Here is a 20562-nt window from a genome sequence, read left to right as displayed (position 1 = left end):
GCGCGTGAGACGGACCCGGCGCGCGCCATCCGGGCGGCAAAAGCCGCCGCCCCATGTTCTTCCCATCTCGTCAGCTTTAGCGGCAGGGCGGCGGGAAAATTTAGGGTTACGGCTGAAATATTTTCGGACAAAAGCGCCGCCCGGCGGGGCTTTGCGGCCATTTCGCGCCGCTTCGGCGCCCGCTGCCGGCGCCGGCTTGCCGCTAACTTCGGCGTACTCGCGGCGTAGCAACGTTTGCGTGCACCGAATTTGGGCCATCCGGGCCGACTGTGCGGCCCGTCAAACCATCTGCTGCATGATCGAAATGAGCTTGCGCGCGTAGTGCGGGTCGGTGGCGTAACCGGCGCGCTGCATGCCCTGGGCAAAGCCTTCGGCGCTGTGCGAGCTGTTGATGACGGAGGCATAACGCGGGTTGTTCTTCAGCATGCCCGCGTAGTCGGCCATCGCGTCTTCGTAGGAATCGTAGGCGCGGAACTTCTCCACCACGCGGTGCGGCGCGCCGTTCACGTACTCGGTCGTGATGGTCGAAACGGTCTTGCCGGCCCAGTCCCGGGTGGCCTTGATGCCGAACACGTTGTGGCTCGTGGAGCCGTCGGCCTTCTTGATCTCGCGCTTGCCCCAGCCCGATTCGAGCGCCGCCTGGCCGATGATGAAGCGCGCCGGAATGCCGGTGGCGGAGCTCGCCTGCTGCGCCGCACTGGCGAGCTTGCCGACGAAGGCGTCCACCGAGGCGTCGCCGCTGTTGCCCGAAGGCACGAGGTCGCTGTTCGGGCCGTAGCCCGAACCATGCGTGAGCGCCCCATTGGCCGCCGCGTTGCCGTAGGCGCGGCCGAGCGCGTTGAGCATCGCGAGGTTGCCCGCGCTGCCGCCGCCGCCCTGGCCCGCGAGGCCCGAAAGCGCATCGCCCACGCCGCCGGCTGCGCCGGCGCCATCGGCGCCCTGCCCGCCCATGGCGCGCATGAGCTGCTTGATCATCGCGTTGGCCACGCCGATGCCCTTGTTGGACATCTGCTGCGAAAGCTGCTGGTCGAGCATCGAGGTGAACTGGGCGCCGTCGCGCGAGTCGAGCGGACCGTCCTCGGGCGTCGCTTCGCGCATGCTCTTGAGCATCATCTGCGTGAACACCGCGTCGAACTGCTTTGCGGCCATCTTCACGCCCTGCTGCGGCGAGGCACTGGCCGCGGCGCGCATGGCGTCGAAGCCCTGCACGTCGAGCGCGAAGCGGTTCGTGAGGTCGAAGTTACCGCCGATCGAAGAATTGTCCATCGCGTAGTCCCTAGATGATTTCGAGGTCGGCGCGCAACGCGCCCGCCGCCTTCATCGCCTGCAGGATCGACATGAGGTCCGCCGGGGTCGCGCCGAGCGCGTTGAGCGCCTTCACGACATCGGCGAGATTGGCGCCCGCCGTCACGAGCTTGAGCGACCCGTTGTCCTGCTTCAACTGGATCTGCGACTGGCGCGCCGCCACGGTCTGGCCGTTCGAGAACGCCCCGGGCTGGCTCACCACCGTTTGCGTGTTGACGACGACCGAAAGATTGCCGTGCGCCACCGCGCAGCTTTCGAGCGTCACCATCTGGTTCATGACGATCGACCCGGTGCGCGCGTTGAGGATCACCTTCGCCGCCGGCTGCGCCGGGCGCACGTCGAGGTCCTGGATCTGGGCGATGAAGCCCACCTGCGCCGCCGGATCGGCCGGCCCGTGCACCTGGATCGTGCGGCCGTCGAGCGGCGTGGCCGTGCCCTGGCCGAACAGATTGTTGATGGCCGCCACGATGCGCTGCGTCGTGTCGTAGTCCATGTCGTTGACTTCCATCTGCAGGATGCCGCCCTGCTGCGCCACGGGCGAAGGCACCGCGCGCTCGACGATGGCGCCGCCCGCGATGCGTCCCGCCGCGAGCTGGTTCACCTGCACCCGGCTGCCGTTGGCCGAGGCGCCCGCGCCGCCCACCGCCACGTTGCCCTGCGCGAGCGCGTAGACCTGGCCGTCCGCGCCCTTGAGCGGCGTGAGCAGGAGCGTGCCGCCGCGAATGCTCTTCGCGTTCGCGAGCGACGAAACGGTCACGTCGATCTGCTCGCCGGGCCGCGCGAACGGCGGCAGCACCGCCGTCACCATCACGGCGGCGACGTTCTTCAGCTGCATGTTGTTGAGCGTCTGGGAGCTGGAGCCCGTCGCGCTCGACGTGTTGTTGATCGAGATGCCGAGGTTCGCGAGCATGTTCGCGAGCGTCTGGGTCGTGAACGGCGCCTGGGTGGTCTGGTCGCCCGTGCCGTCGAGGCCCACCACGAGGCCGTAGCCGATCAGCGGGTTGTCGCGCACGCCCTGGAACTGCACGAGGTCCTTCACGCGCTCGGCGCGGGCGGGGGTGGCGAAGGCGAGGAGCGCCCCGCACGCGAAGACGAAGCCCATCGCCACGCCGAGCGCGGCGAGCACGTCTTTCACGCGCGAGCGGCGCGCACGCTGGAAGTGGATCTTCACCATGGCGCGACATTCAGGAAAAAGCGTTGCAGCCAGCCCATGGTCTCGGCCTCGTCGATCACGCCCTTCGCGGAATACTCGATCTTCGCGTCGGCGACGTCGGTGGAGAGCACGGAGTTGTCCCCCGCAACGGTGTTGGGATTGACCACGCCCGAGAAGCGCACGAACTCGTTGCCCTGGTTGATGAGCATCTGCTTCTCGCCGGAGACGACGAGGTTGCCGTTGGGCAGCACGTTCGTCACGGTCACGGTGAGCACGCCGTTGAACGTGTTGGACGCATTCGCGCCGCCCGCGCCCGAGAACACGTTCGAGCCGGTCGAATTCATGTTCATCTTGCCGAACAGGCCGCTCAGGAAGCCCGAGCTCGCGGTGCCGAACTGCGTGGTGGACGAGCGGTTCGTATTGGCGCCGGACGACTTGGTGGCGTTGATGTTTTCCGAAATGACGATGGTGAGGATGTCGCCGATATTGCGCGGCCGCTGGTCTTCGAAGAGCGGACGGCCCGCGTAGCCCGGGTTGAAGATCGCGCCGGGCGACGCATTGGGCGGGGGCGCCGGCGGCACGGCCGTCATCGGCTGCTGCGTGATCGGCTCCCGCTTCGGGTAGTAAGCGCAGCCGGCGAGCGCCATCAAGGCCGCCCCGGCCAGGAGGGCCGCCGCGTGCCTGCGAAGGTGGGTTCTTGAAGACTGCGCCATGCTGTTCACCGCTTCGATTCCTTGCTCGCCATCAGACCGACATCTGGCTCAGCGTCTGCAGCATCTGGTCGGAGGTCGTCACCGCCTTGCTGTTGATTTCGTAGGCGCGCTGGGTCTCGATCATGTTCACGAGCTCCTGCACCACGTTCACGTTCGACGCTTCCACGTAGCCCTGGTTGAGCGTGCCCGAGCCGTTCAGGCCCGGCGTGCTCACCGTGGGCGTGCCCGACGAGGCCGTTTCCGAGAGCAGGTTTTCGCCGTTGGACTGCAGGCCGGCCGGGTTGATGAACATGGCGAGCTGCAGCGAGCCCACGGTCGTGTTGCTGGACGAACCCGGCGTCGTGATCGTGACCACGCCGTCGCTGCCGATGGTGAGCGAGGTGGCGTTCGACGGAATCGTGATGGCCGGGATCACCTGGTAGCCGCTCGACGTCACGAGCTGGCCCTGCGAGTTGGTCTGGAACGAACCGTCGCGCGTATAGGCCGTCGTGCCGTCGGGCATCTGCACCTGGAAGAAGCCCGCGCCGTTGATCGCCACGTCCTTCGAATTGCCGGTCTGCGTGAGGTTGCCCTGGGTGTAGAGGCGCTCGGTGGCGACCTGCTGCACGCCGGTGCCGACCTGGCTGCCCGAGGGCAGTTCGGTTTCCTGGGTGGAGTTCGCACCCGGCTGGCGCAGCGTCTGGTACATCAGGTCCTCGAACACGGCGCGCGAGCCCTTGAAGCCATTGGTGCTCACGTTCGCGAGGTTGTTCGAGATCACGTCCATCTGCGCCTGCTGCGCATTCATGCCGGTGGCGGCGATGTAAAGCGATCGATTCACGGTGTCTTTCTCCCGGTCGTGCCGCGCGCGGCGCGGCGCTCAATTCTTTGCTGGATGCCTAGCTGAACTGCAGCAGCTGATTGGCGGTCTGGTCGTTCTGGTCGGCGGTCTGCATGAGCTTGGTCTGCATCTGGAACTGCCGCGCGTTGGTGATCATCGAGACCATCGCCGCCACCGGATTGACGTTGCTGCCTTCGAGCGATTCGGTGGCGACCTGCACGGTCTGGTCCGCGTCGGCGGGGTTGCCGTCGGCGGTGTGGAACAGGCCGTCGTTGCCGCGCGTGAGCGTGCCCGCGGGCGGGTTCACGAACTTGATCTGGTCGATCATGGCGATCGCGTCGGGCGGGCTGCCGGCCGCGACGGCCGAGACCGTGCCGTCCGAGCCGATCGTCACCTGCGAGCCCGGCGGCACCGCAATCGGGCCGCCGCCGCCGATCACCTGCTGGTTGTTGGCGGTCACGAGCTGGCCGTTCTCATCCACGTGCAGGTTGCCCGCGCGGGTGTAGGCCTCGTTGCCGTCGGCCGTCTGCACGGCGATGAAGCCCGGGCCCTGGATCGCGATGTCGAGCGGGTTGCCCGTCCTCGAGATCGCGCCGGGCGTCATGTCCGAGCCGGGCGTGGCCGAAAGCACGAAGGTGCGCGTCGTGTCGTCGCCCACCGTCGAGCCGTCGGCGTACGACATCGGCACGGCGCGGAAGTTGGAGAGCTGCGCACGAAAGCCCGTGGTCGAGACGTTCGCCAGGTTGTTCGCGATGGTGGCCTGCTGCTCGAGCGCCTGCCCGGCGCCCGTCATCGCGGTGTAGATCAGTCGGTCCATGATTCGCCCGTTCCTTCACATTGCCGGTGGATGGCTTACATCTGGAGCAGCGTCTGGTCGACGGTCTGCTGCGTCTTGATCGTCTGCGCGTTCGCCTGGTAGTTGCGCTGCGCGGTGATCAGATCGACCAGCTGGTTCGTCAGGTCGACGTTGGACTCTTCCACCGCGCCGCCCGAAAGCGTGCCGTGGTTCGTGCTGCCCGGCGTCGAGACCTGCGCGACGCCCGAAGCCGCCGTTTCCTGGAACTGGTTGCCGCCCAGGTTCACGAGGCCGTTCGGGTTGTTGAAGTTGGCGAGCACGATCTGGCCGAGCGCCATGGTCTGGCCGTTCGAGTAGTTGCCCGTGATGGTGCCGTTGGTGCCGATCGTGAAGTTCGAAAGCGTGCCGCTCGCGTAGCCGTTCTGCGTGAGGTTGTTCACGCCGTTCGCGCTGCCGTACTGGGTCGTGCCGTTGACGTTGATCGAGACGGTCTGCGGGGCCGCGCCGTCGGTCGGCGTGATCGGCAGGCTGAAGATGCCGCTCGAGGTCGTTGCGGTGCCGCTCGGCAGCGTCGTGCCCGAAAGCTGGCCCGAGGAGTTGAACGACATCGTGCCGAGCTCGGTCGTCGTGCCGTTGTTCACCGCATAGACCTGGGCCGTGCCGGTGGCCGACTGCACGTAGTACAGATTGATCGTCTGCGAGCCGCCGAGCGAGTCGTAACCCGTGATCGAGGTGGAGTAGCTGTAGCTGCTCGAATTCGTCGGGCTGAACGGCGTGACGGTGGGGGCCGAAGCCTGCGCGTTCAGGTTCACCTGGGCTGCGACCGAGGTGGTCGCGAGCGGCGCGATGTTGGTGGTCGGCACCTGCAGCGGCACCGTCTGCGCCGTGTTGATCACGCCGGCGGAGTTCGCGGCATAGCCCATCAGGTCGTTGCCCTGGGCGTCCGTGATGTAGCCGTTCGAATTGAGCTGGAACACGCCGTTGCGCGAATACGTGAGCGTGCCGCTGTTCGACATCTGGAAGAAGCCGTTGCCGTTGATCGCCACGTCGAGCGCCTGGCCCGTGGTATTGATCGTGCCCTGCGAGAAGTCCTGCTGCACGTTGGCCAGCGCGGCACCCAGACCGATCTGGTTGTTCACCGAAGTCGCGAGCGTGTTGGCATAGACGTCCGCGAACTGCGCCGTGCTTTGCTTGAAGCCCACGGTGTTCGCGTTCGCGATGTTGTTGCCGATCACATCGAGGTCGTTCGACGCCGAGGCAAGACCGCTCAAGCCTTGTTGATAGCCCATGTTTTCTTCTCCGCGTTATGTCTGGATCATTCGATGCCGGCGACGTTCGACAGCGCGACCGTCTTGCCGTTGGCGAGCTGCAGGCCGGCCGCGCCGCCCGTCTGCTGGACCACGCCCGTCACCTGGCTCGCGACGAGCGCGGTGGCCGTGGCGGCCTGGCCGTTGGTCGTGGCCGCGGCGCTGACCGTGTAGGTGCCGGCCGGCAGCACGGCGCCCGTCGCGTCCGTCGGGGTCCAGCTGACCGGCACCGTACCCGCCGACTGCGCGCCGAGGTCGATCGTGTTGACGACCTGGCCTGCCGAGTTGGTGATCGTGAGCTTCACGTCCGACGCCGCCGCCGGCAGCGAGACGCCGATCTGCGCCGTCGCGTCGCCCGAGCCCGAGCTTGCGGCCGCCACCGCGAAGCTGCTGCCGGGGGCGAGCACCGTCGAGCCGATCAGGAGTGCGGCCTGGGCGTTCTGGCCCGCGGAGAGCTGCGTGGAAAGCGAGGAGAGCGACGTGTTGAGCTGGCCGATGCCCGATACCGTATCGATCTGCGCGAGCTGCGAGGTCATCTGCGAGCTGTCCATCGGATCGGTCGGGTCCTGGTTCTGGAGCTGGGTGACGAGCAGTTGCAGGAAGGTGGTCTGCAGATCGTTCGCGCTCGTGCCGCTCGTGGAACTGGACGAGCTCGCGGTGCTCGTGCCGTTCATCGTGTCGAGCAACTGCTGCGATACGGTGGCGGTACTGCCGCCGATGGTGGTGTTGGTGGTCAACGCGTTCTCCTGGGATGCGTTTCGTCTGTTCTTGCGCGTGGTCTGGCGCGTGGTGTTGCTGCGTAACGTTTGCTCAAATGCGGTTTGCCCGGATGCGGTTTGCTCAACCGCGCGGCCCGAAGGCCGCTCAGGTGCCGATCGTCAGGGTCTTGAGCATCAGTTGCTTGGCGGTGTTCAGCGTTTCGACGTTGGCCTGGTACGAGCGCGATGCCGAGATCATGTTCACCATCTCCTGCACCGGATCGACGTTGGGCATCGTCACGTAGCCGTTCTCGTCCGCCGCGGGGTTGCTCGGGTCGTAGGTCTGCTTCATGGGCGTCGGGTCGTCGATCACGCCCGTCACCCTCACGCCGCCCACCTGCTGGCCCGAGGCCGTGCGCGCGCCGCCCAGCGGGTCGACCGCGAACACCACCTGCTTCGCCTTGTAGGGCTGGCCGTCGGGGCCCGTGGTGGAATCGGCGTTGGCGAGGTTGGACGCCGTCACGTTCAGGCGCTGCGACTCGGCCGTCATGGCGGAGCCGGCAACGCTGAAAATATTCATCAGGGATGGCATGTTTCGCTCCTTAGCTCGAACCCGACGTAATCGCCGAGAGCATCGTCTTGATCTGCGTGGACAGCGTCGTCATGCCCGCCTCGAAGTGCAGCGCGTTGTCGGCGAACTGCACGCGTTCGGTGTCGAGATCGACCGTGTTGCCGTCGAGCGCGGGCTGCACGGGATTGCGGTACATGAGCGGGCTCGTGTACTGCTCGGTCGGGCCGCCCGTGGGAATCAGCTTCACGTTGCCGGCCATGTGGCCCGCTTCGGTGGTCGCCATGGTCATGCCGCTCGTCACGCTCGCGGGCTGCGCCATCGCGAGCGGCGAAGCATTGCCGCCCGTGGGGCTCGCCATGCCGGACGGCGTCGCCGCACCCTGCTCCCGGAGCGCGCCCGCGAGCGAGGCCGAAAAATCGACGTCGCGCGCGAGGTAGCCGGGGGTATCGGCGTTCGCGATGTTCGCGGACAGCAGCGCCTGACGGGTGGCGCGCACGTCGAGCGCTTCGCGGCCGAAGGCGAATTCGGCGTCGAGTTTGTCCAGCATCGGGCGTTCTCCGTTGTCCTTACGTGAGACGAACACGAAATGAAAGACGGCCCGCGCAATGCGCAGACCTTTTCGCATGGAGAGGAATGTTAGGCGGGGCTGGCAAGAACCAATCGGACGAATAGCCGGGAAAGCGCCCCTCTATTCGACGTAAGCGCGCGAGGGGCGCCGCCTAGAATGCGATGCGTGTCAATGCAATTCCGGAGAGATCACGATGCCGCAGACTGCCCCGACCCGAGCGCGCCGCGCCGGCATGGACCGGCGCTCGCGCGGCGGCGCGTTCTTCGCCTGGCTTTCGGGCGTTGCGCTGTGCCTCGGCCTGGGCGCGGCGGGCGGCGTGCATGCGCAGGCTTCACAAGGGGCGCAAGGGACGGACAGCCAGATCTATATTCCGGGCCCCGGCGATCGCGCCGGTTCCGATGCCGTACGCATGAGCGCGATGCTCGCGGCGCCCGGCAGTGCGCCCGCGCCCGCCATGCCTCCGACCGCCGCCCCTCCGACTTACGCCGCGCTTTCGCGTCTGCCGAACGGCGCGGGGGGCAGCGACAGTGCGCAAAGCGGCATGATTACGATCCCCGGTCCGGGCGAGCGCGGGGGCGCCGCGCAAGCCGACGCACCGCAGATCGTCACGATTCCCGCGCCCGGCACGACCTCGCCCGGCGCGTCGGCGGCGGGCGTCGCGCCATCGGCCGCACGTAATACGGCAACGGCGGCCGCGAATGCGCTGCCGCGCGTGAACGTCGCGACGGCGGCGAGCCGCGTGGCGCCGGTGGTCGTGGAAGCGTCGGGGCCGGAAGCGCAGGCCGGCTACGACGCCGCCAACGCGCGCGCCAATGCCATCCAGCGTTACGCCGCCGCAGTCGCGAACACGAACGCCGCCGCGAAACAGAACGCGGCCGCGCCGCAGAACGCCGCCATGGCCGCAGCCGCCGCGCAGCCGGTGCCCGCGGGCCAGCAGGACGGCGAATCGATTCGCGCCGCCGCGCTCACGTTCTTGCAGCAGCAATCGGTGGGGCTGCCTGGCAAGGTGACGGTGACCGTTGCGCCGGTGTTCCCGCGCGGCCTCGCCGCCTGCACCTCGCTCGACCCCTTCATGCCGCCCGGCGCGCGCTCCTGGGGCCGCACGACCGTCGGCGTGCGCTGCGTGGGCGCCAGGCCGTGGACGCTCTACGTGGCCGCCCGCGTGGCCGTGGACGTCACCTACTACGTCGCCGACCGCCAGATCGAGCCCGGCCAGACGCTCTCCATGGCCGACCTGACCCCGCGCGAAGCCGATCTCGCCAGCCTGCCGCGCACCGTCATCACCGATCCGTCGCAGGCCGCGGGCGCCCTCGCGCTGCTGCGCATCTCCGCGGGCCTGCCGCTGCGCACCGACATGCTGCGCAGCGCGGCATCGGTGATCATCGGCCAGACCGTCAAGGTAATCGCCGTGGGCACGAACTTCACCATTTCGTCAGAGGGCAGCGTGCTCAACAATGCGGCGCCCGGCCAGCAGGTGCGCGTGCGCACCTCGGGGGGGCAGATCATCACGGGCGTCGTGAAGGACGCCAGCACCGTGCAGATCCAGATATGAGCGGTAGCACACGTAACAGCATGTAACGGCAGGAGTTTCGGACTAAAGTTCGGGCCGGCGTTTGCCGATATCACGATCAAATCGATCAGGAAGGGCCATCGTGAAAATCGACTCCACCACCCGCAATGAACCGCGTACGCTGCAAGACAGCGTGGCGCGCACGCAGCAAGGCGAATCTGCCGGCACCGCGAGCGCCGGTGGCGCCACCGCGGGCGCATCCGCTCAAGCCTCTTCCGGCAGCGCCGGCGGGGACTCGAACGTGAGCCTCTCGGCGCTTTCGTCCTCGCTGCGCTCGCTCGCGGCAAGCGGCTCCGCCGACATCGACACGGCCCAGGTCGAGTCGATCAAGAGCGCGATCCGCAACGGCACCCTGCAGATCGACACTGGCAAGATCGCGGACGGCGTACTGCAAACCGCGCGCGACCTGCTGGCGCCGACCTCGGGGAATTGACACCCGCCTGACCGGCGACCCTTTATTGAGCAACGATGAAAGACGCCCTGCTAGCCACGCTGATCGACGAACACGCCACCGTTGAGGCATTCGCATCGCTTCTCGCCGTCGAGCAGAAGGCGCTCACGTCGCTGGACGGCATGACGTCGCTGCCGCAGATCGTCGAGCAGAAGACCACGCTCACGCAGCGCCTCGCCGGTCTGGAGAAGGTGCGCGACGCGGAGCTCGCGGGCCTCGGCCTGCCGGCCGGTCCCAAGGGCATCGAGATGGCGTGCGAGCGCGACGACCGGCTCGCCGGCCAGTGGCAATTGCTCAAGGGTTCGACCGAACGCGCGCGCCGCGCCAATCTCACGATCGGCATGATGATCCGCACGCGCATGGAACATAACCGCCGGGCGCTCGCGATCCTGCGCGGCGACACCGGCAATGCCGCGCCGATGCTGTACGGCCCGGATGGCCGCCTGCCGGCGTTCGGGCTCTGAACAGCCCTTCTTCTCGCGGGTAGAAAGCAAAAAGCCGAAGCGTTGTGCGCTTCGGCTTTTTTGCTTTGCGGTTTCGCAGAACAACCGTCAGGCTGCCCGCCTCAGTTCTCCGAGCCCGCCCAGGCCATTTCCCGCAGCCGCGTGCGCAGGCGCGCCACGGCCTGGCTGTGCAGCTGGCACACGCGCGACTCGCTCACCTCCATCACCGCGCCGATCTCGCGCAGGTTCATGCCGCGCTCGTAGTAGAGCGACATCAGCAGCTTCTCGCGCTCGGGCAGGCGGTCGATCGCCTCGATCAGCGCACCGCGCAGGCTGTCGTCGAGCAGCGCCGAAAGCGGGTCCGAATGATCGACGCAGTAGCGGTCGAGGAACGGCTCGTCCTCGGCCGAGCGGTCGAAGTCTTCGTAGTAGATGAGCTGGCTGCCGTGCAGGTCCTGCAGCATCGACTGGTATTCGTCGAGCGGCATGTTCAGGTGGCCGGCGATTTCGGTTTCGCTCGCCGCGCGCCCGAGGCGCTGCTCCACCTGGTGCACGGCCGACTCCACCTCGCGCGAGGTGCGGCGCAGGCTGCGCGGCAGCCAGTCGTTGCTGCGCAGTTCGTCGAGCATCGCGCCGCGAATGCGCTGGCTCGCGTAGGTCTCGAACTGCGCGCCCTGGTCTTCCTTGTAGCGGTTGGCCGCATCCATCAGGCCGATCATGCCGGCCTGGATCAGATCGTCGAGGTCAACGCTCGCGGGCATTTTGGCGACGAGTTGCAGCCCGAGACGGCGCACGAGCGGCGCGTACTTCGTCAGCACTTCGGCCTGCGAGATTTTTCCTTGAGCGTTGTACATCGTGCTCTCCTGCAACATGTCCTCTGCAACGTCCCGCGGCGCCGCTTCAAGCGGGCTGCGTCGTGGGGCGCTGCGCGGGCGGATCGGCCCGCCAGCCCGCATGGGCCGGCTCGGGGGCGGATGTAACGCCAGCAACGGTTGAAACGAATGCGTCCGCGGCCGCTGCGGCCGCCGCGCCCAGCAGGCGCGACGTGCCCGGCGAGCGCGACGACACCGCCGGCCGCATCGGCCAGTGCGGCAGTGCATCGGCGAGATGGCGAAAATCGCGCGCGGCGACCGTCGAGGGAAACGCATCGACGATGCAGCGCGAGAGTCGCACCGCACGCGGCATGTGCGGGTCGGCGGCGACCCAGCCCGCGCTTTCCAGCGTGACGCTCAGGTAGCGGCTTGCCACGCCCGCGAGGTTTTCGAGGGCCGACTGCGCCTCCTCCACGCTCGCCACCTGGTTTGCGAGCACGCGGAACTGCCCGATCGCGTGCGCGAAATGCAGGCGCTTGACGCTCGCGTAGGTGTCGGTGATCGACTGCGCGCACACGCGCATGACGATCAGCACGTCGTGCGCATGCAGCGCGAGCGGTGACAGGGCGCCTTCGGCGTCGAGCTGGGCATCGATCAGCACGACGTCGGCGGGCCCCGCCAGCACTTTCTGCAACTGCGCACCGGTGTAGCGCGCGCGGTTCTCGCGCGAGGCGGCGAGCACGCTGAAGCCGAGCCCATGGCGCCCCACGGCGTCGGCCAGCGCCATCTCGCCGCGCATGACGGCCTCGAAGTTGCCCGCGCCGCGCACGCCGCCGAGCGTCGTGCACACCGACCTGGGCCCGAGGCACTCGTCGATCACGAGCACGTCCTTGCCCTGCTCGGTGAGCGCGGCGGCCAGGTTCACCACGGTCGTCGTGCGGCCCGGCGCGCCCGCGCCGCCCGTGACGGCGACCACGCGCGAGCCGACGCGTGCAAGCAGCCGCCGCAGCCCTTCTGCCTGATCGATCACGAACTTATCCAAACTGAACCTCGTGAGACTGCGAACCCGTGCGCAGCGAAAGCGCGGAAAGCAGCGCGGGGATGTCGTCCTCGTGCGGCACGAACGGCGAGTGATCGCGCGGGACGCAAAACGCGCTGCGCACGAGGAAGCGGCGCGTGGCCACGTACAGGTTCTCGGGCACCTTCTGGCCGGTCGAAACGTAGTGCACCGGCAGCTTGTAGCGCAGCACCGTGTCGAGCGCGCTGCCCAGGTTGGTCGCTTCGTCGAGCTTGGTGAGGATGCAGCCCGCGAGCGGCGCCTTGTCCGGCGAGCTCTGGTAGGCCTGCACGACTTCGTTGAGCGTGTCTCCGTGGCTCGTGGCCGAGAGCAGCAGGAGGCGCTGCACCGGACGGCCCGCGCCGCACAGCATGGCGATCTGGTCGGCCACGGCGCGGTCGCGCTGGCTCATGCCGATCGTGTCGATCAGCACGATGTGCTTGTTCTTCAGTTCGGTGAGCGCGAGCTGCAGGTCGGCGCCGTCGCGCACCGCGTGCACCGAAACGCCGAGGATCTTGCCGAAGATGCGCAGTTGCTCGTGGCCGCCGATCCGGTAGCTGTCGGTGGTGAGGAGCGCCACGCGGCTCGCGCCGAAGCGCATCACGCAGCGCGCCGCGAGCTTCGCCGTGGTGGTGGTCTTGCCCACGCCGGTCGGGCCCATCAGCGCGAACACGCCGCCGCGCTCCATCAGGGCTTCCTCGTTCTCCAGCACCGGCAGATTCGATTCGAGCACCGACTGGACCCACTCCATGCCGGCTTCGTCGGTTTCGACGGCGGGCATGCGGTCGATCATCATCTTCACGAGCTGGGCCGAGAAGCCGGCCGCGAAAAGCTGCTTGGTGAGCGCACCCTGCACCGGGCTGCGGCGCTGGCGCTCGCCCCACAGAAGGCCGGCGAACTGCTCTTCCATCATGCCGCGCATCGAGGCGAGCTCGTTCATCACGGTCTCGTTCACGACCTGTTCGATGCGCGAGCGGATCGCTTCGCTGACGGTTTGCGCCGCGTTCGCCGCTGCGCCGGCGGCCGCGCCGCTTGTGGCTCCATTTGCGGCTCCATTTGCTGCTCCGTTCGCCGCGCCGTTCGCCGATGCCCTCGCGGAAGGCGCCGGGCCGACCGCTTCCGGGCCGTGGCCAAGGCGCGCCGCGGCGCGGCGGGCTGCGACTTCGGCGGCCTCGCGCGCCCACTCAGGCGTGCTCGCGTCGACGTCGGGCGGCAGGATCGGATCGGCGGGCATGCCGAGGCCCTTCGCGATGGCGTCGGCCGGCGAGATGCCCGCGGCGCGCGCGGCTTCCTGCTGGTTCGCGATGCGGCGTGCGTGGTCGATGAGCCAGGGGTTCGATTCGGCCATCGTGCGCGGCTCGCGCGCGGCGATGGGCGGCGGATCGGGAAGGATCGACTGGGCCGCGGCCTGCTCCAGCATCGCCGCGGCTTCGCGCGGCGCGAGCGGCCGCTGCGCGGCCCGCGGGGCGCCCTGTGCGAGCGGCGGGATCGGCGAGGCCGGTTGTGCCGCGGAAGCCATGAAACCGGCAGCGCTTGCACCCGGGGCGCCCGCACCCGGCATCGGGGGCGCGCCGTGCTGCGTCTGGCCGGGCATGCCTGCGGGGCCGGTGTACGCGGGCGTGCCGTACACGGCGGGCTTTTGCACGCCTTCGAAAGCAATCGAGACATCGGCGGCGTCGCCGTCGTCGCTGTCGTCCGAGGCGTCGGCCCAGGTGAGCGCCGTGCCCGGCTGCGCGCCCACTTCGGGGCTCGCGCCGAAGACCGACGAGAACACGTCCGGCACACCGCCGGCGTAGGGGTTCGCACCGCCCATCGCGGCGGCGGCAGGCGCTGCCGTGCCCGCGGAAGCCGCGGGACGGCCGAGCTTCGTCGCGCTGGCGAGCGGCTGGCCGGCTGCCGCGGCGACATCGGCCGGCGCGATCGCCGCGAGATCGCTATCCGCGAGCGCGACGATTTCGACGCTGCCGTCGTCGAGCGTACGGTTCGACAGGACGACGGCGTCGGCGCCCAGCGCTTCGCGCACGAGGCGCAGCGCGTCGCGGCTGGTGCCGCCGATGAATTTGCGAATGTTCAAGCTGAGCCCCCGATAGAGGTGAGCGGCACGCGTGCCGCCTTCGTTTGCTGCTGGTCTCGTGCTGTTTGGCCTCCCGGCGACCCCGGGCGTCAGATGCGGCGCCCGGGCGCAAGACCTTTTCCGATGTTGGAATTATTTCGAAGCCGGCGTCTTCACGATCGATGGATCAAGGCGGGGAAATGCGGGCAATTCGCGCAATGGGGCGGCGGGCGGGGCAAAGACGGGGAACCCGTGGCGGGCGCCGCGCCGGAGAAACACAAAAACGAAAGCCCGCCGAAGCGGGCTGAAGTGCGATAAAGCGGGCTTCCCGTTCGCCGTGACGGCCCCGGGGGCCTCAGCCGCCCCCCACCACATTCACCACCTTCACGTTGCGCGTATCCGGCACCTCGGCGTACGAGAGCACCTTCAACTGCGGCAGGCTGCGCCGCAGGAAGCGCGACAGCATGGGCCGCAGCGCGTGCTGCACGAGCAGCACCGGGGCAAGCCCCAGGCCCTGCTGGCGCGCCATCGCGTTTTCGGTCTGGGTGAGCAGCGTGTGCGCGAGGCCCGGCTCCAGCCCCGGGTTCGGCCCCGAGGTGAGCGTTTGCGACAGCACGCGTTCGAGGTTCGCGTCGAGCCCCATCACCTGCATGTCGCCGTTGCCCGGGAACCACTGCTGCGTGATCGCGCGGCCCAGCGCAATGCGCACCGCCGCCGTGAGTTCGTGCGCGTCGGTCACGCGCCCGGCGTGCTCGGCGAGCGCCTCCATGATCGTGCGCATGTCGCGGATCGGCACGCCCTCTTCCAGCAGGTTTTGCAGCACCTTCTGCAGCGTCGTGACGGGCAGCACCTTCGGCACGAGGTCTTCGACGAGCGACGGCGTGTCCTTCTGCACGCGCTCCATGAGCGCCTGCACTTCGCGGCGCCCCAGCAGCTCCGAGGCGTGCGTCACGACGAGGTGGTTCAGGTGCGTGGCGACCACCGTGCTCGAATCGACGACCGTGTAGCCGTACACCTGCGCCTGCTCGCGCAGGTTCGTGTCGATCCAGATGGCGGGCAGGCCGAAGGCCGGGTCCGCCGTGGGCGTGCCGGGCAGCACGGCGCTCACCTGGCCCGGGTTGATGGCGAGCCACTGGCCCGGATACGCCTCGCCCGTGCCCACCTCCACGCCCTTGAGCGTGATGCGGTAGGCGTTCGGGCGCAGTTCCAGGTTGTCGCGGATATGGATGACGGGCGGCAGGAAGCCGATTTCCTGCGCGAACTTCTTGCGGATGCTCTTGATGCGCTTGAGCAGTTCGCCGTCGGTGTTCTTGTCCACGAGCGGGATGAGGCGGTAGCCCACTTCGAGGCCCAGCGTGTCGATGAGCACGACGTCGTCCCAGCTCGCCTCGGCGTTTTCGGCGGGCGCGAGCGCGGTGGGCGCGGTGTCCACCAGCACGGCGCTCGCCTTCTTCGCCTCGGCGCTCTTCTTCATGACCCGGCCCAGCTGGATCGACCCGGCGCCCAGCAGCAGAAACGCGAAGTGCGGCATGTTCGGGATGAGGCCCATCATCACGATGATCGTGCCGGTGATCATCAGCACGCGCGGGTTCGTGAAGAGCTGGCTCGTGAGCTGGGTGCCGATGTCCTCGTTGGTCGCCACGCGCGAGACGATCACGCCGGCCGCGGTGGAGATCACGAGCGAGGGGATCTGCGCGACGAGGCCGTCGCCGATGGTGAGCAGCGTGTAGGTCTTGCCCGCGGTCGCGAAGTCCAGACCGTGCTGCGCGACGCCGACGATCAGCCCGCCGATGATGTTGACCGCCATGATGATGAGGCCGGCAATGGCGTCCCCGCGCACGAACTTGCTCGCGCCGTCCATCGACCCGTAGAACTCGGCCTCCTGGGCAATCTCGCTGCGGCGCTTGCGCGCGGCCTCTTCGTTGATGAGGCCGGCGTTCAGGTCGGCGTCGATGGCCATCTGCTTGCCGGGCATCGCGTCGAGGGTGAAGCGCGCGGCCACTTCGGCGATCCGGCCCGCGCCCTTCGTGATCACCATGAAGTTGATGACCATCAGGATCACGAACACCACGATCCCCACCGCGAAGTTGCCGCCCACGAGGAAGTGGCCGAACGACTCGATCACCTTGCCCGCGGCGGCGGGGCCGGTGTGGCCTTCGAGCAGCACGATCCGCGTGGACGCCACGTTCAGCGAGAGCCGCAGCAGCGTGGAGAACAGCAGCACGCTCGGGAAGGCCGCGAAATCGAGCGGCTTCATCGTGTACATGCTGACGAGCAGCACCATCACCGAAAGCGCGATGTTGAACGTGAACAGCAGATCCAGCAGGAACGGCGGCAACGGCAGGATCATCATGCCGAGGATCATGCAGATCAGGATCGGCCCCGCGAGCGCGCGCAGGTTCGTGCTTTGCAGCACTTCCGGGCGGCGCGCGAGAAAACCGGTGCGGGCGTTCATTCAGAGACTCCTTCGTTGCCGCGGCGCGCGTCACTGGATGAACTGCCTGCGCCGTCGCTGCTTGCGGTGCCGTCGGCGGTGCCGGCCGGCTTTGTGGTGCTGTCGTCGGCCTGGGCCGACGGGTTCCGTGCGTTGGCGGCGTTGGCCGCATTCGACGCGTTCACGGTATTCGCTGCATCGGCGGCGGCGCTGGCCGCGGCTGCCGCCTCGGCGCCCAGGGCGTCTTCGGCTTCTTCGCTCGCGTCGTTCTCGCTCACGGCACCCTTGTCGAGATCGGCCGGCACGTCGAGATCGGTCGGGGCCATCGGCACGTCGCCGCCCTGCTCGCGAAAACGCCTCAGCTGGTACACCCACGCCAGCACCTGCGCGACCGCGCCGTAGAGCGGGCCGGGAATCTCGCGGTTCAGATCGACGTTGTAATAGAGCGCGCGGGCGAGCGGCGGCGCTTCGAGCAGCGGCACGCCGTGTTCGGTGGCGATCTCGCGGATGCGCGCCGCCACGAGGTTCACGCCCTTCGCAATGACCTTCGGCGCGCCCATTTCGCCGTCGGCGTACTGGAGCGCCACGGCGAAGTGCGTCGGGTTGGTCACCACCACGTCGGCCTTCGGCACGAGCGTCATCATCCGGCGGCGCGCCATGGCCCGCTGCTGCTGGCGAATGCGGCCCTTCACGTGCGGGTCGCCTTCGCTTTCGCGGTGCTCGCGCTTGACCTCTTCCTTCGTCATGCGCAGCTTGCGGTGGTACTGCCAGAGCTGGTAGGGCACGTCGAGCGCGGCCACCACGAACATGCCCGCGACCGTCGTGCCGCAGCACACGGCGATGAGGTGGAACGAGTCAGCGTAGGCGCGCAGGCCCGGCTGCATGGCGAGGCCCAGGATCTCCTCGCGATGGTTCCATACGGCCAGGCTGCCGATCACCCCCACCACGAGCGTTTTCGCGAACGACATGCCGAGCTGGATCGGGCCGTTCAGCGAGAAGATGCGCCCGAGCCCGGCGATGGGGTCGAGGCGGCTGAATTTCGGTTCGAGCGAAGCCGTGCTGAAGAGCCAGCCGCCGAGCACCATGGGCGCGAGCAGGGCCGCGAGGCCCGTGAGCGCGAGCACCGGCGCGATCGCCGAAAACCCTTCGCTCGCGACGGCGCCCGCGCCGATCAGCATGCGGCTGGTATCGAAGACCATCGCGTGGTTGAAGGTGAGCGCACCGCGCAGCATGTCCTGCATGCGCAGGCCGATCGTGCCCGAGAGCATCCACGTGCCGTAGAAGCCCGCCGAAAGCAGCGCAAACGTCGAAAGCTCCCGCGAACGCGCAACCTGCCCCTCCTCCCGCGCCTTTTGCAGGCGCTTGGGAGTGGCGGGTTCGGTTTTTTCGAGGTCGCTGTCCTCAGCCACGGCTGCTCCGGTCGGTGGCGTGCGGCGCAAGCGAGGCGGCGCACACCCATTTTCAGTGACAGCGATTATTGCCGCGGGGCGCCAGCGGCGATTGACGGAGTAAGGCGGAGAAACGGGGGTATTTCAGGGGATGGGTGGCCGGCGCACCGGGAGCGCGGTGTGCCGGCGGGAAAATGGGGGAGGAAGCTGGCCGTGGGGCCGTGGGGCCGTGGGGCCGTGGGGCCGTGGGGTCGTGGGGACACACGGCCGGGGGATCGGCACAGGCGCAGTACGGCGCGCCTGCCCGCCCGGCTTTGGCTCAAATTGCCCCGGACCGGCCCGAATTGCCCCGGATCGGCCCGGTCTAGCGCTAGAAAGCGACGTACGGCGCCTGGCTGCCGCCATTGGCGGCCGTGTTGAGGCCGAAGTACACGTAGCGGCCATAGAAGAACGGCAGGCCGAGGTCGAGGTCCGCCGACGAGCCGAACTGCCCGCCCAGATCGTTGAGGGCGAAATTGCCGTTGTTGCCGCCGCTGCCGAGGAGCGTGGCCGCGCTCACCACGGCGAAGGTGGCGGCGCCGCTCGAACCGTCCACGCCGGTCAGCGCCGCGCTGAGCGACTGCGGCACAGACGGGCAGTAGAACGTGCCGAGCGAGCCGCCGCACTGGGGCAGCGCGCTATCGTTGAAGAACAGCGCGTTCGAGCCCGAGTCGAGGAACGAAGTGAGCGTCGCGCCGTTGAACGCGGCACTCAGGTCGCCCCACTGCGTGGTCTGGAAACGGTGCGAAGCGCTCAGCGTGTTGTTCGACTCGGTGCCGATGCCGAATACCAGCGTGCCGGTGGCCGAAGCCGCCCCGTTGTACGAAACCGGGGCCATCTGCAGGATCACGCCGTTGTTGTCGGCGGCGAAGCTCGCGACCGGGTTGGCCACCTGCAGGCTTGTCGCCACCGTCGTGCTGGTGCAGTTCGCGCCGCTCGGGCACGAATAGTAGTTGCTGTTCGCGGCACTGTTCGCGCAGCTCGGCCCGCAGTCCCACAGCGCCACGCCAATGCCGAGGATGCCGTTCGCGCCCAGGTCGCTCGCCGTGTTTTGCGCCGCGCCGATGTTCGAGCAGGCTTGCGGCACGGTGGCGGAAGCGAGATCGCCGATGAACTGGATCGGAATGCGGCTTGCCGTTTCGCCGCCGATCTTCACGTCGGCCGTGCGCACGGTGCCCCAGGTGTAGCCGTCGGCGAACGCCGTGCATTCGGCGAGCGTGCCGCCGCTCGCTGCCGTGCTCACGGGCAGCGCGCTCGTGAACGAAGCCGGCAGCGCCGAGGCCACGAGACGCAGCCCGAAGGAACCCGTATCGAGCTGCACATTGTTCACGGTCGTGCAGGTGCTCGTGCCGCTCACGCAGACGGTCACGCTCACCGTGGGAATATTCGGCACGCCGGCCACGCCGCCGTTTACGGTGACGGGCACGGTGTTCGGGGCCGTAGCCGCAATGGGCTGCTGGCTCGGCAAGGGCGGCAGCGACGAGGTATCGACGCCGCCGCTCGTGTTGTTGCCACTGCTGCTGCTACTGCTGCCGCCCCCGCCACCGCAGGCCGCCACGCCCAGGGCGAGCGCAGCGACGGCGAACAGCGCGCCGCGGCGCAGCCAGTGAAGGATGGTTGTCTGAAGTCGTTGTGTGAGCACGCGTCGCCTCCCCTTGATCGCCAATCACTGGATATCGCTGGCGCTGACGCCGGCGGGCAGGTCCTGAGGCACCCAGGCCTGCCCCGAGAAGGCCCCCATGTGGCCGCCCGAATGCACGACGAGTCCGGGCTGATCCACGACACCCGGGCCGTGCACGCCCGCGGCGCGGCTCGCCTTCACGCCCGCGACGTACTGGGGAAAGTAGCTGCCGAGCAGCGCCGAGAGGTCGGGCGGCTGCGGCCCGGTCCAGCCGACGCCGAACACGGTGCCGGCCTGCGAGAGATACTCGCGCACGACCGTGCCGTTGCCGAGCGTGGTCTGGCGGACCGTCCAGGAGGCGGAAGAAGCCGAAGAAGAAGCGGACGAAGCGGAAGCGGTCTGAACGGCCTGCCGGGCCACGGCATTGGGCATGCCGCTGGAGGTGCTGACACTGGCGCCTGCGGGCGTGGCCATCGGTGCGCCGCCGAGCGCGGCAAAGGCGGAAGGCGCTGCCGCCAGCGCCGCGGCGGCAGCGCCGGCGAGCGTGAGCGCGGCAAGGCGCCTCGGGATAGACGAAGCGTTCGTAGACAAGACAGCCATACCCCTCCCGTTCGATGACGTGCTCCACCGAAGCGGTGCCGGGCGCGGCGCGGCGACGAGGAGCCAACGTGAGCGATGCGGCCACGGCAGTCGCCATGGCCGTCGCATCAGCTTGTCCTCGCTAGTATGCCTGTCCCACATTACAGCCGGCAGCTTTGCCAAA

The 20562-nt window shown here is 68.5% G+C and carries 19 protein-coding genes; 3 read left to right on the top strand and 16 right to left on the bottom strand.

What is annotated here, in order from left to right:
- Window positions 1–279: 279 nt before the first annotated feature.
- The 9 genes from flgJ to BFE01S_RS23480 all read right to left on the bottom strand — a co-directional run bounded on the left by flgJ (window position 280) and on the right by BFE01S_RS23480 (window position 7910).
- Window positions 280–1266: a flagellar assembly peptidoglycan hydrolase FlgJ gene (flgJ, locus tag BFE01S_RS23520; protein ID WP_028227608.1), complete on the bottom strand. Its 987-nt coding sequence runs from the start codon at window positions 1264–1266 to the stop codon at window positions 280–282.
- 10 nt (window positions 1267–1276) lie between these two features.
- Window positions 1277–2479 carry a flagellar basal body P-ring protein FlgI gene (locus BFE01S_RS23515; RefSeq protein ID WP_042338335.1) on the bottom strand — a complete coding sequence of 401 codons (1203 nt, stop codon included), beginning with the start codon at window positions 2477–2479 and terminating at the stop codon, window positions 1277–1279.
- A complete protein-coding gene (locus BFE01S_RS23510) occupies window positions 2473–3171 on the bottom strand; it encodes a flagellar basal body L-ring protein FlgH (protein WP_028227606.1) in 699 nt (232 codons plus the stop codon). Before BFE01S_RS23510 ends, BFE01S_RS23515 begins: the two co-directional genes overlap by 7 nt.
- Window positions 3172–3202: 31 nt before the next feature.
- Window positions 3203–3991 carry a flagellar basal-body rod protein FlgG gene (flgG, locus tag BFE01S_RS23505; RefSeq protein WP_028227605.1) on the bottom strand — a complete coding sequence of 263 codons (789 nt, stop codon included), beginning with the start codon at window positions 3989–3991 and terminating at the stop codon, window positions 3203–3205.
- Between the two features lie 58 nt (window positions 3992–4049).
- Window positions 4050–4808 carry a flagellar basal-body rod protein FlgF gene (gene flgF / locus BFE01S_RS23500; protein WP_028227604.1) on the bottom strand — a complete coding sequence of 253 codons (759 nt, stop codon included), beginning with the start codon at window positions 4806–4808 and terminating at the stop codon, window positions 4050–4052.
- Between the two features lie 35 nt (window positions 4809–4843).
- Window positions 4844–6076 (bottom strand): flagellar hook protein FlgE, encoded by a 1233-nt coding sequence (gene flgE, locus BFE01S_RS23495; protein ID WP_028227603.1) that lies wholly within the window; start codon window positions 6074–6076, stop codon window positions 4844–4846.
- 26 nt (window positions 6077–6102) lie between these two features.
- Window positions 6103–6831 (bottom strand): flagellar hook assembly protein FlgD, encoded by a 729-nt coding sequence (locus BFE01S_RS23490; RefSeq protein WP_028227602.1) that lies wholly within the window; start codon window positions 6829–6831, stop codon window positions 6103–6105.
- 127 nt (window positions 6832–6958) lie between these two features.
- Window positions 6959–7384: a flagellar basal body rod protein FlgC gene (gene flgC, locus BFE01S_RS23485; RefSeq protein ID WP_028227601.1), complete on the bottom strand. Its 426-nt coding sequence runs from the start codon at window positions 7382–7384 to the stop codon at window positions 6959–6961.
- A gap of 10 nt (window positions 7385–7394) precedes the next feature.
- Window positions 7395–7910 carry a flagellar basal body protein gene (locus tag BFE01S_RS23480; RefSeq protein ID WP_028227600.1) on the bottom strand — a complete coding sequence of 172 codons (516 nt, stop codon included), beginning with the start codon at window positions 7908–7910 and terminating at the stop codon, window positions 7395–7397.
- A gap of 253 nt (window positions 7911–8163) precedes the next feature.
- Between BFE01S_RS23480 and flgA the strand changes: the two genes are divergently transcribed.
- The 3 genes from flgA to BFE01S_RS23465 all read left to right on the top strand — a co-directional run bounded on the left by flgA (window position 8164) and on the right by BFE01S_RS23465 (window position 10416).
- Window positions 8164–9483: a flagellar basal body P-ring formation chaperone FlgA gene (gene flgA / locus BFE01S_RS23475; RefSeq protein ID WP_028227599.1), complete on the top strand. Its 1320-nt coding sequence runs from the start codon at window positions 8164–8166 to the stop codon at window positions 9481–9483.
- A gap of 100 nt (window positions 9484–9583) precedes the next feature.
- Window positions 9584–9934 carry a flagellar biosynthesis anti-sigma factor FlgM gene (gene flgM / locus BFE01S_RS23470; RefSeq protein WP_028227598.1) on the top strand — a complete coding sequence of 117 codons (351 nt, stop codon included), beginning with the start codon at window positions 9584–9586 and terminating at the stop codon, window positions 9932–9934.
- A gap of 35 nt (window positions 9935–9969) precedes the next feature.
- Window positions 9970–10416 (top strand): flagella synthesis protein FlgN, encoded by a 447-nt coding sequence (locus BFE01S_RS23465; protein ID WP_028227597.1) that lies wholly within the window; start codon window positions 9970–9972, stop codon window positions 10414–10416.
- Window positions 10417–10517: 101 nt separating this feature from the next.
- Here BFE01S_RS23465 and BFE01S_RS23460 read toward each other — a convergent pair whose 3' ends face one another.
- From BFE01S_RS23460 to BFE01S_RS23430, 7 genes are all read right to left on the bottom strand, one after another.
- Window positions 10518–11249, bottom strand: a complete 732-nt coding sequence (locus BFE01S_RS23460) for an RNA polymerase sigma factor FliA (protein ID WP_028227596.1) — start codon at window positions 11247–11249, stop codon at window positions 10518–10520.
- A gap of 46 nt (window positions 11250–11295) precedes the next feature.
- Complete coding sequence (locus BFE01S_RS39875; protein WP_042338333.1) at window positions 11296–12249, bottom strand: MinD/ParA family ATP-binding protein; 954 nt, start codon at window positions 12247–12249, stop codon at window positions 11296–11298.
- Window positions 12242–14338: a flagellar biosynthesis protein FlhF gene (flhF, locus tag BFE01S_RS23450; RefSeq protein WP_028227595.1), complete on the bottom strand. Its 2097-nt coding sequence runs from the start codon at window positions 14336–14338 to the stop codon at window positions 12242–12244. The genes BFE01S_RS39875 and flhF overlap by 8 nt, the downstream gene beginning before the upstream one ends.
- A gap of 334 nt (window positions 14339–14672) precedes the next feature.
- Window positions 14673–16772, bottom strand: coding sequence for a flagellar biosynthesis protein FlhA (flhA, locus tag BFE01S_RS23445; protein ID WP_028227594.1), 2100 nt, complete (start codon window positions 16770–16772; stop codon window positions 14673–14675).
- Window positions 16769–18160, bottom strand: a complete 1392-nt coding sequence (gene flhB, locus BFE01S_RS39870) for a flagellar biosynthesis protein FlhB (RefSeq protein ID WP_084170112.1) — start codon at window positions 18158–18160, stop codon at window positions 16769–16771. Before flhB ends, flhA begins: the two co-directional genes overlap by 4 nt.
- A 349-nt stretch (window positions 18161–18509) precedes the next feature.
- Window positions 18510–19820, bottom strand: coding sequence for a DUF3443 domain-containing protein (locus BFE01S_RS23435; protein ID WP_028227593.1), 1311 nt, complete (start codon window positions 19818–19820; stop codon window positions 18510–18512).
- Window positions 19821–19844: 24 nt separating this feature from the next.
- The gene (locus BFE01S_RS23430; protein ID WP_084170111.1) at window positions 19845–20399 is read right to left on the bottom strand and encodes a DUF2844 domain-containing protein; all 555 of its coding nucleotides are present in this window, start codon (window positions 20397–20399) and stop codon (window positions 19845–19847) included.
- Window positions 20400–20562: the final 163 nt, after the last annotated feature.

This window comes from Paraburkholderia ferrariae NBRC 106233 (genome assembly GCF_000685035.1).
Classification (GTDB): domain Bacteria; phylum Pseudomonadota; class Gammaproteobacteria; order Burkholderiales; family Burkholderiaceae; genus Paraburkholderia; species Paraburkholderia ferrariae.
The sequence above is the reverse complement of the archived record's forward strand: the minus strand, read 5'-3'. Positions and strand labels throughout refer to the sequence as shown.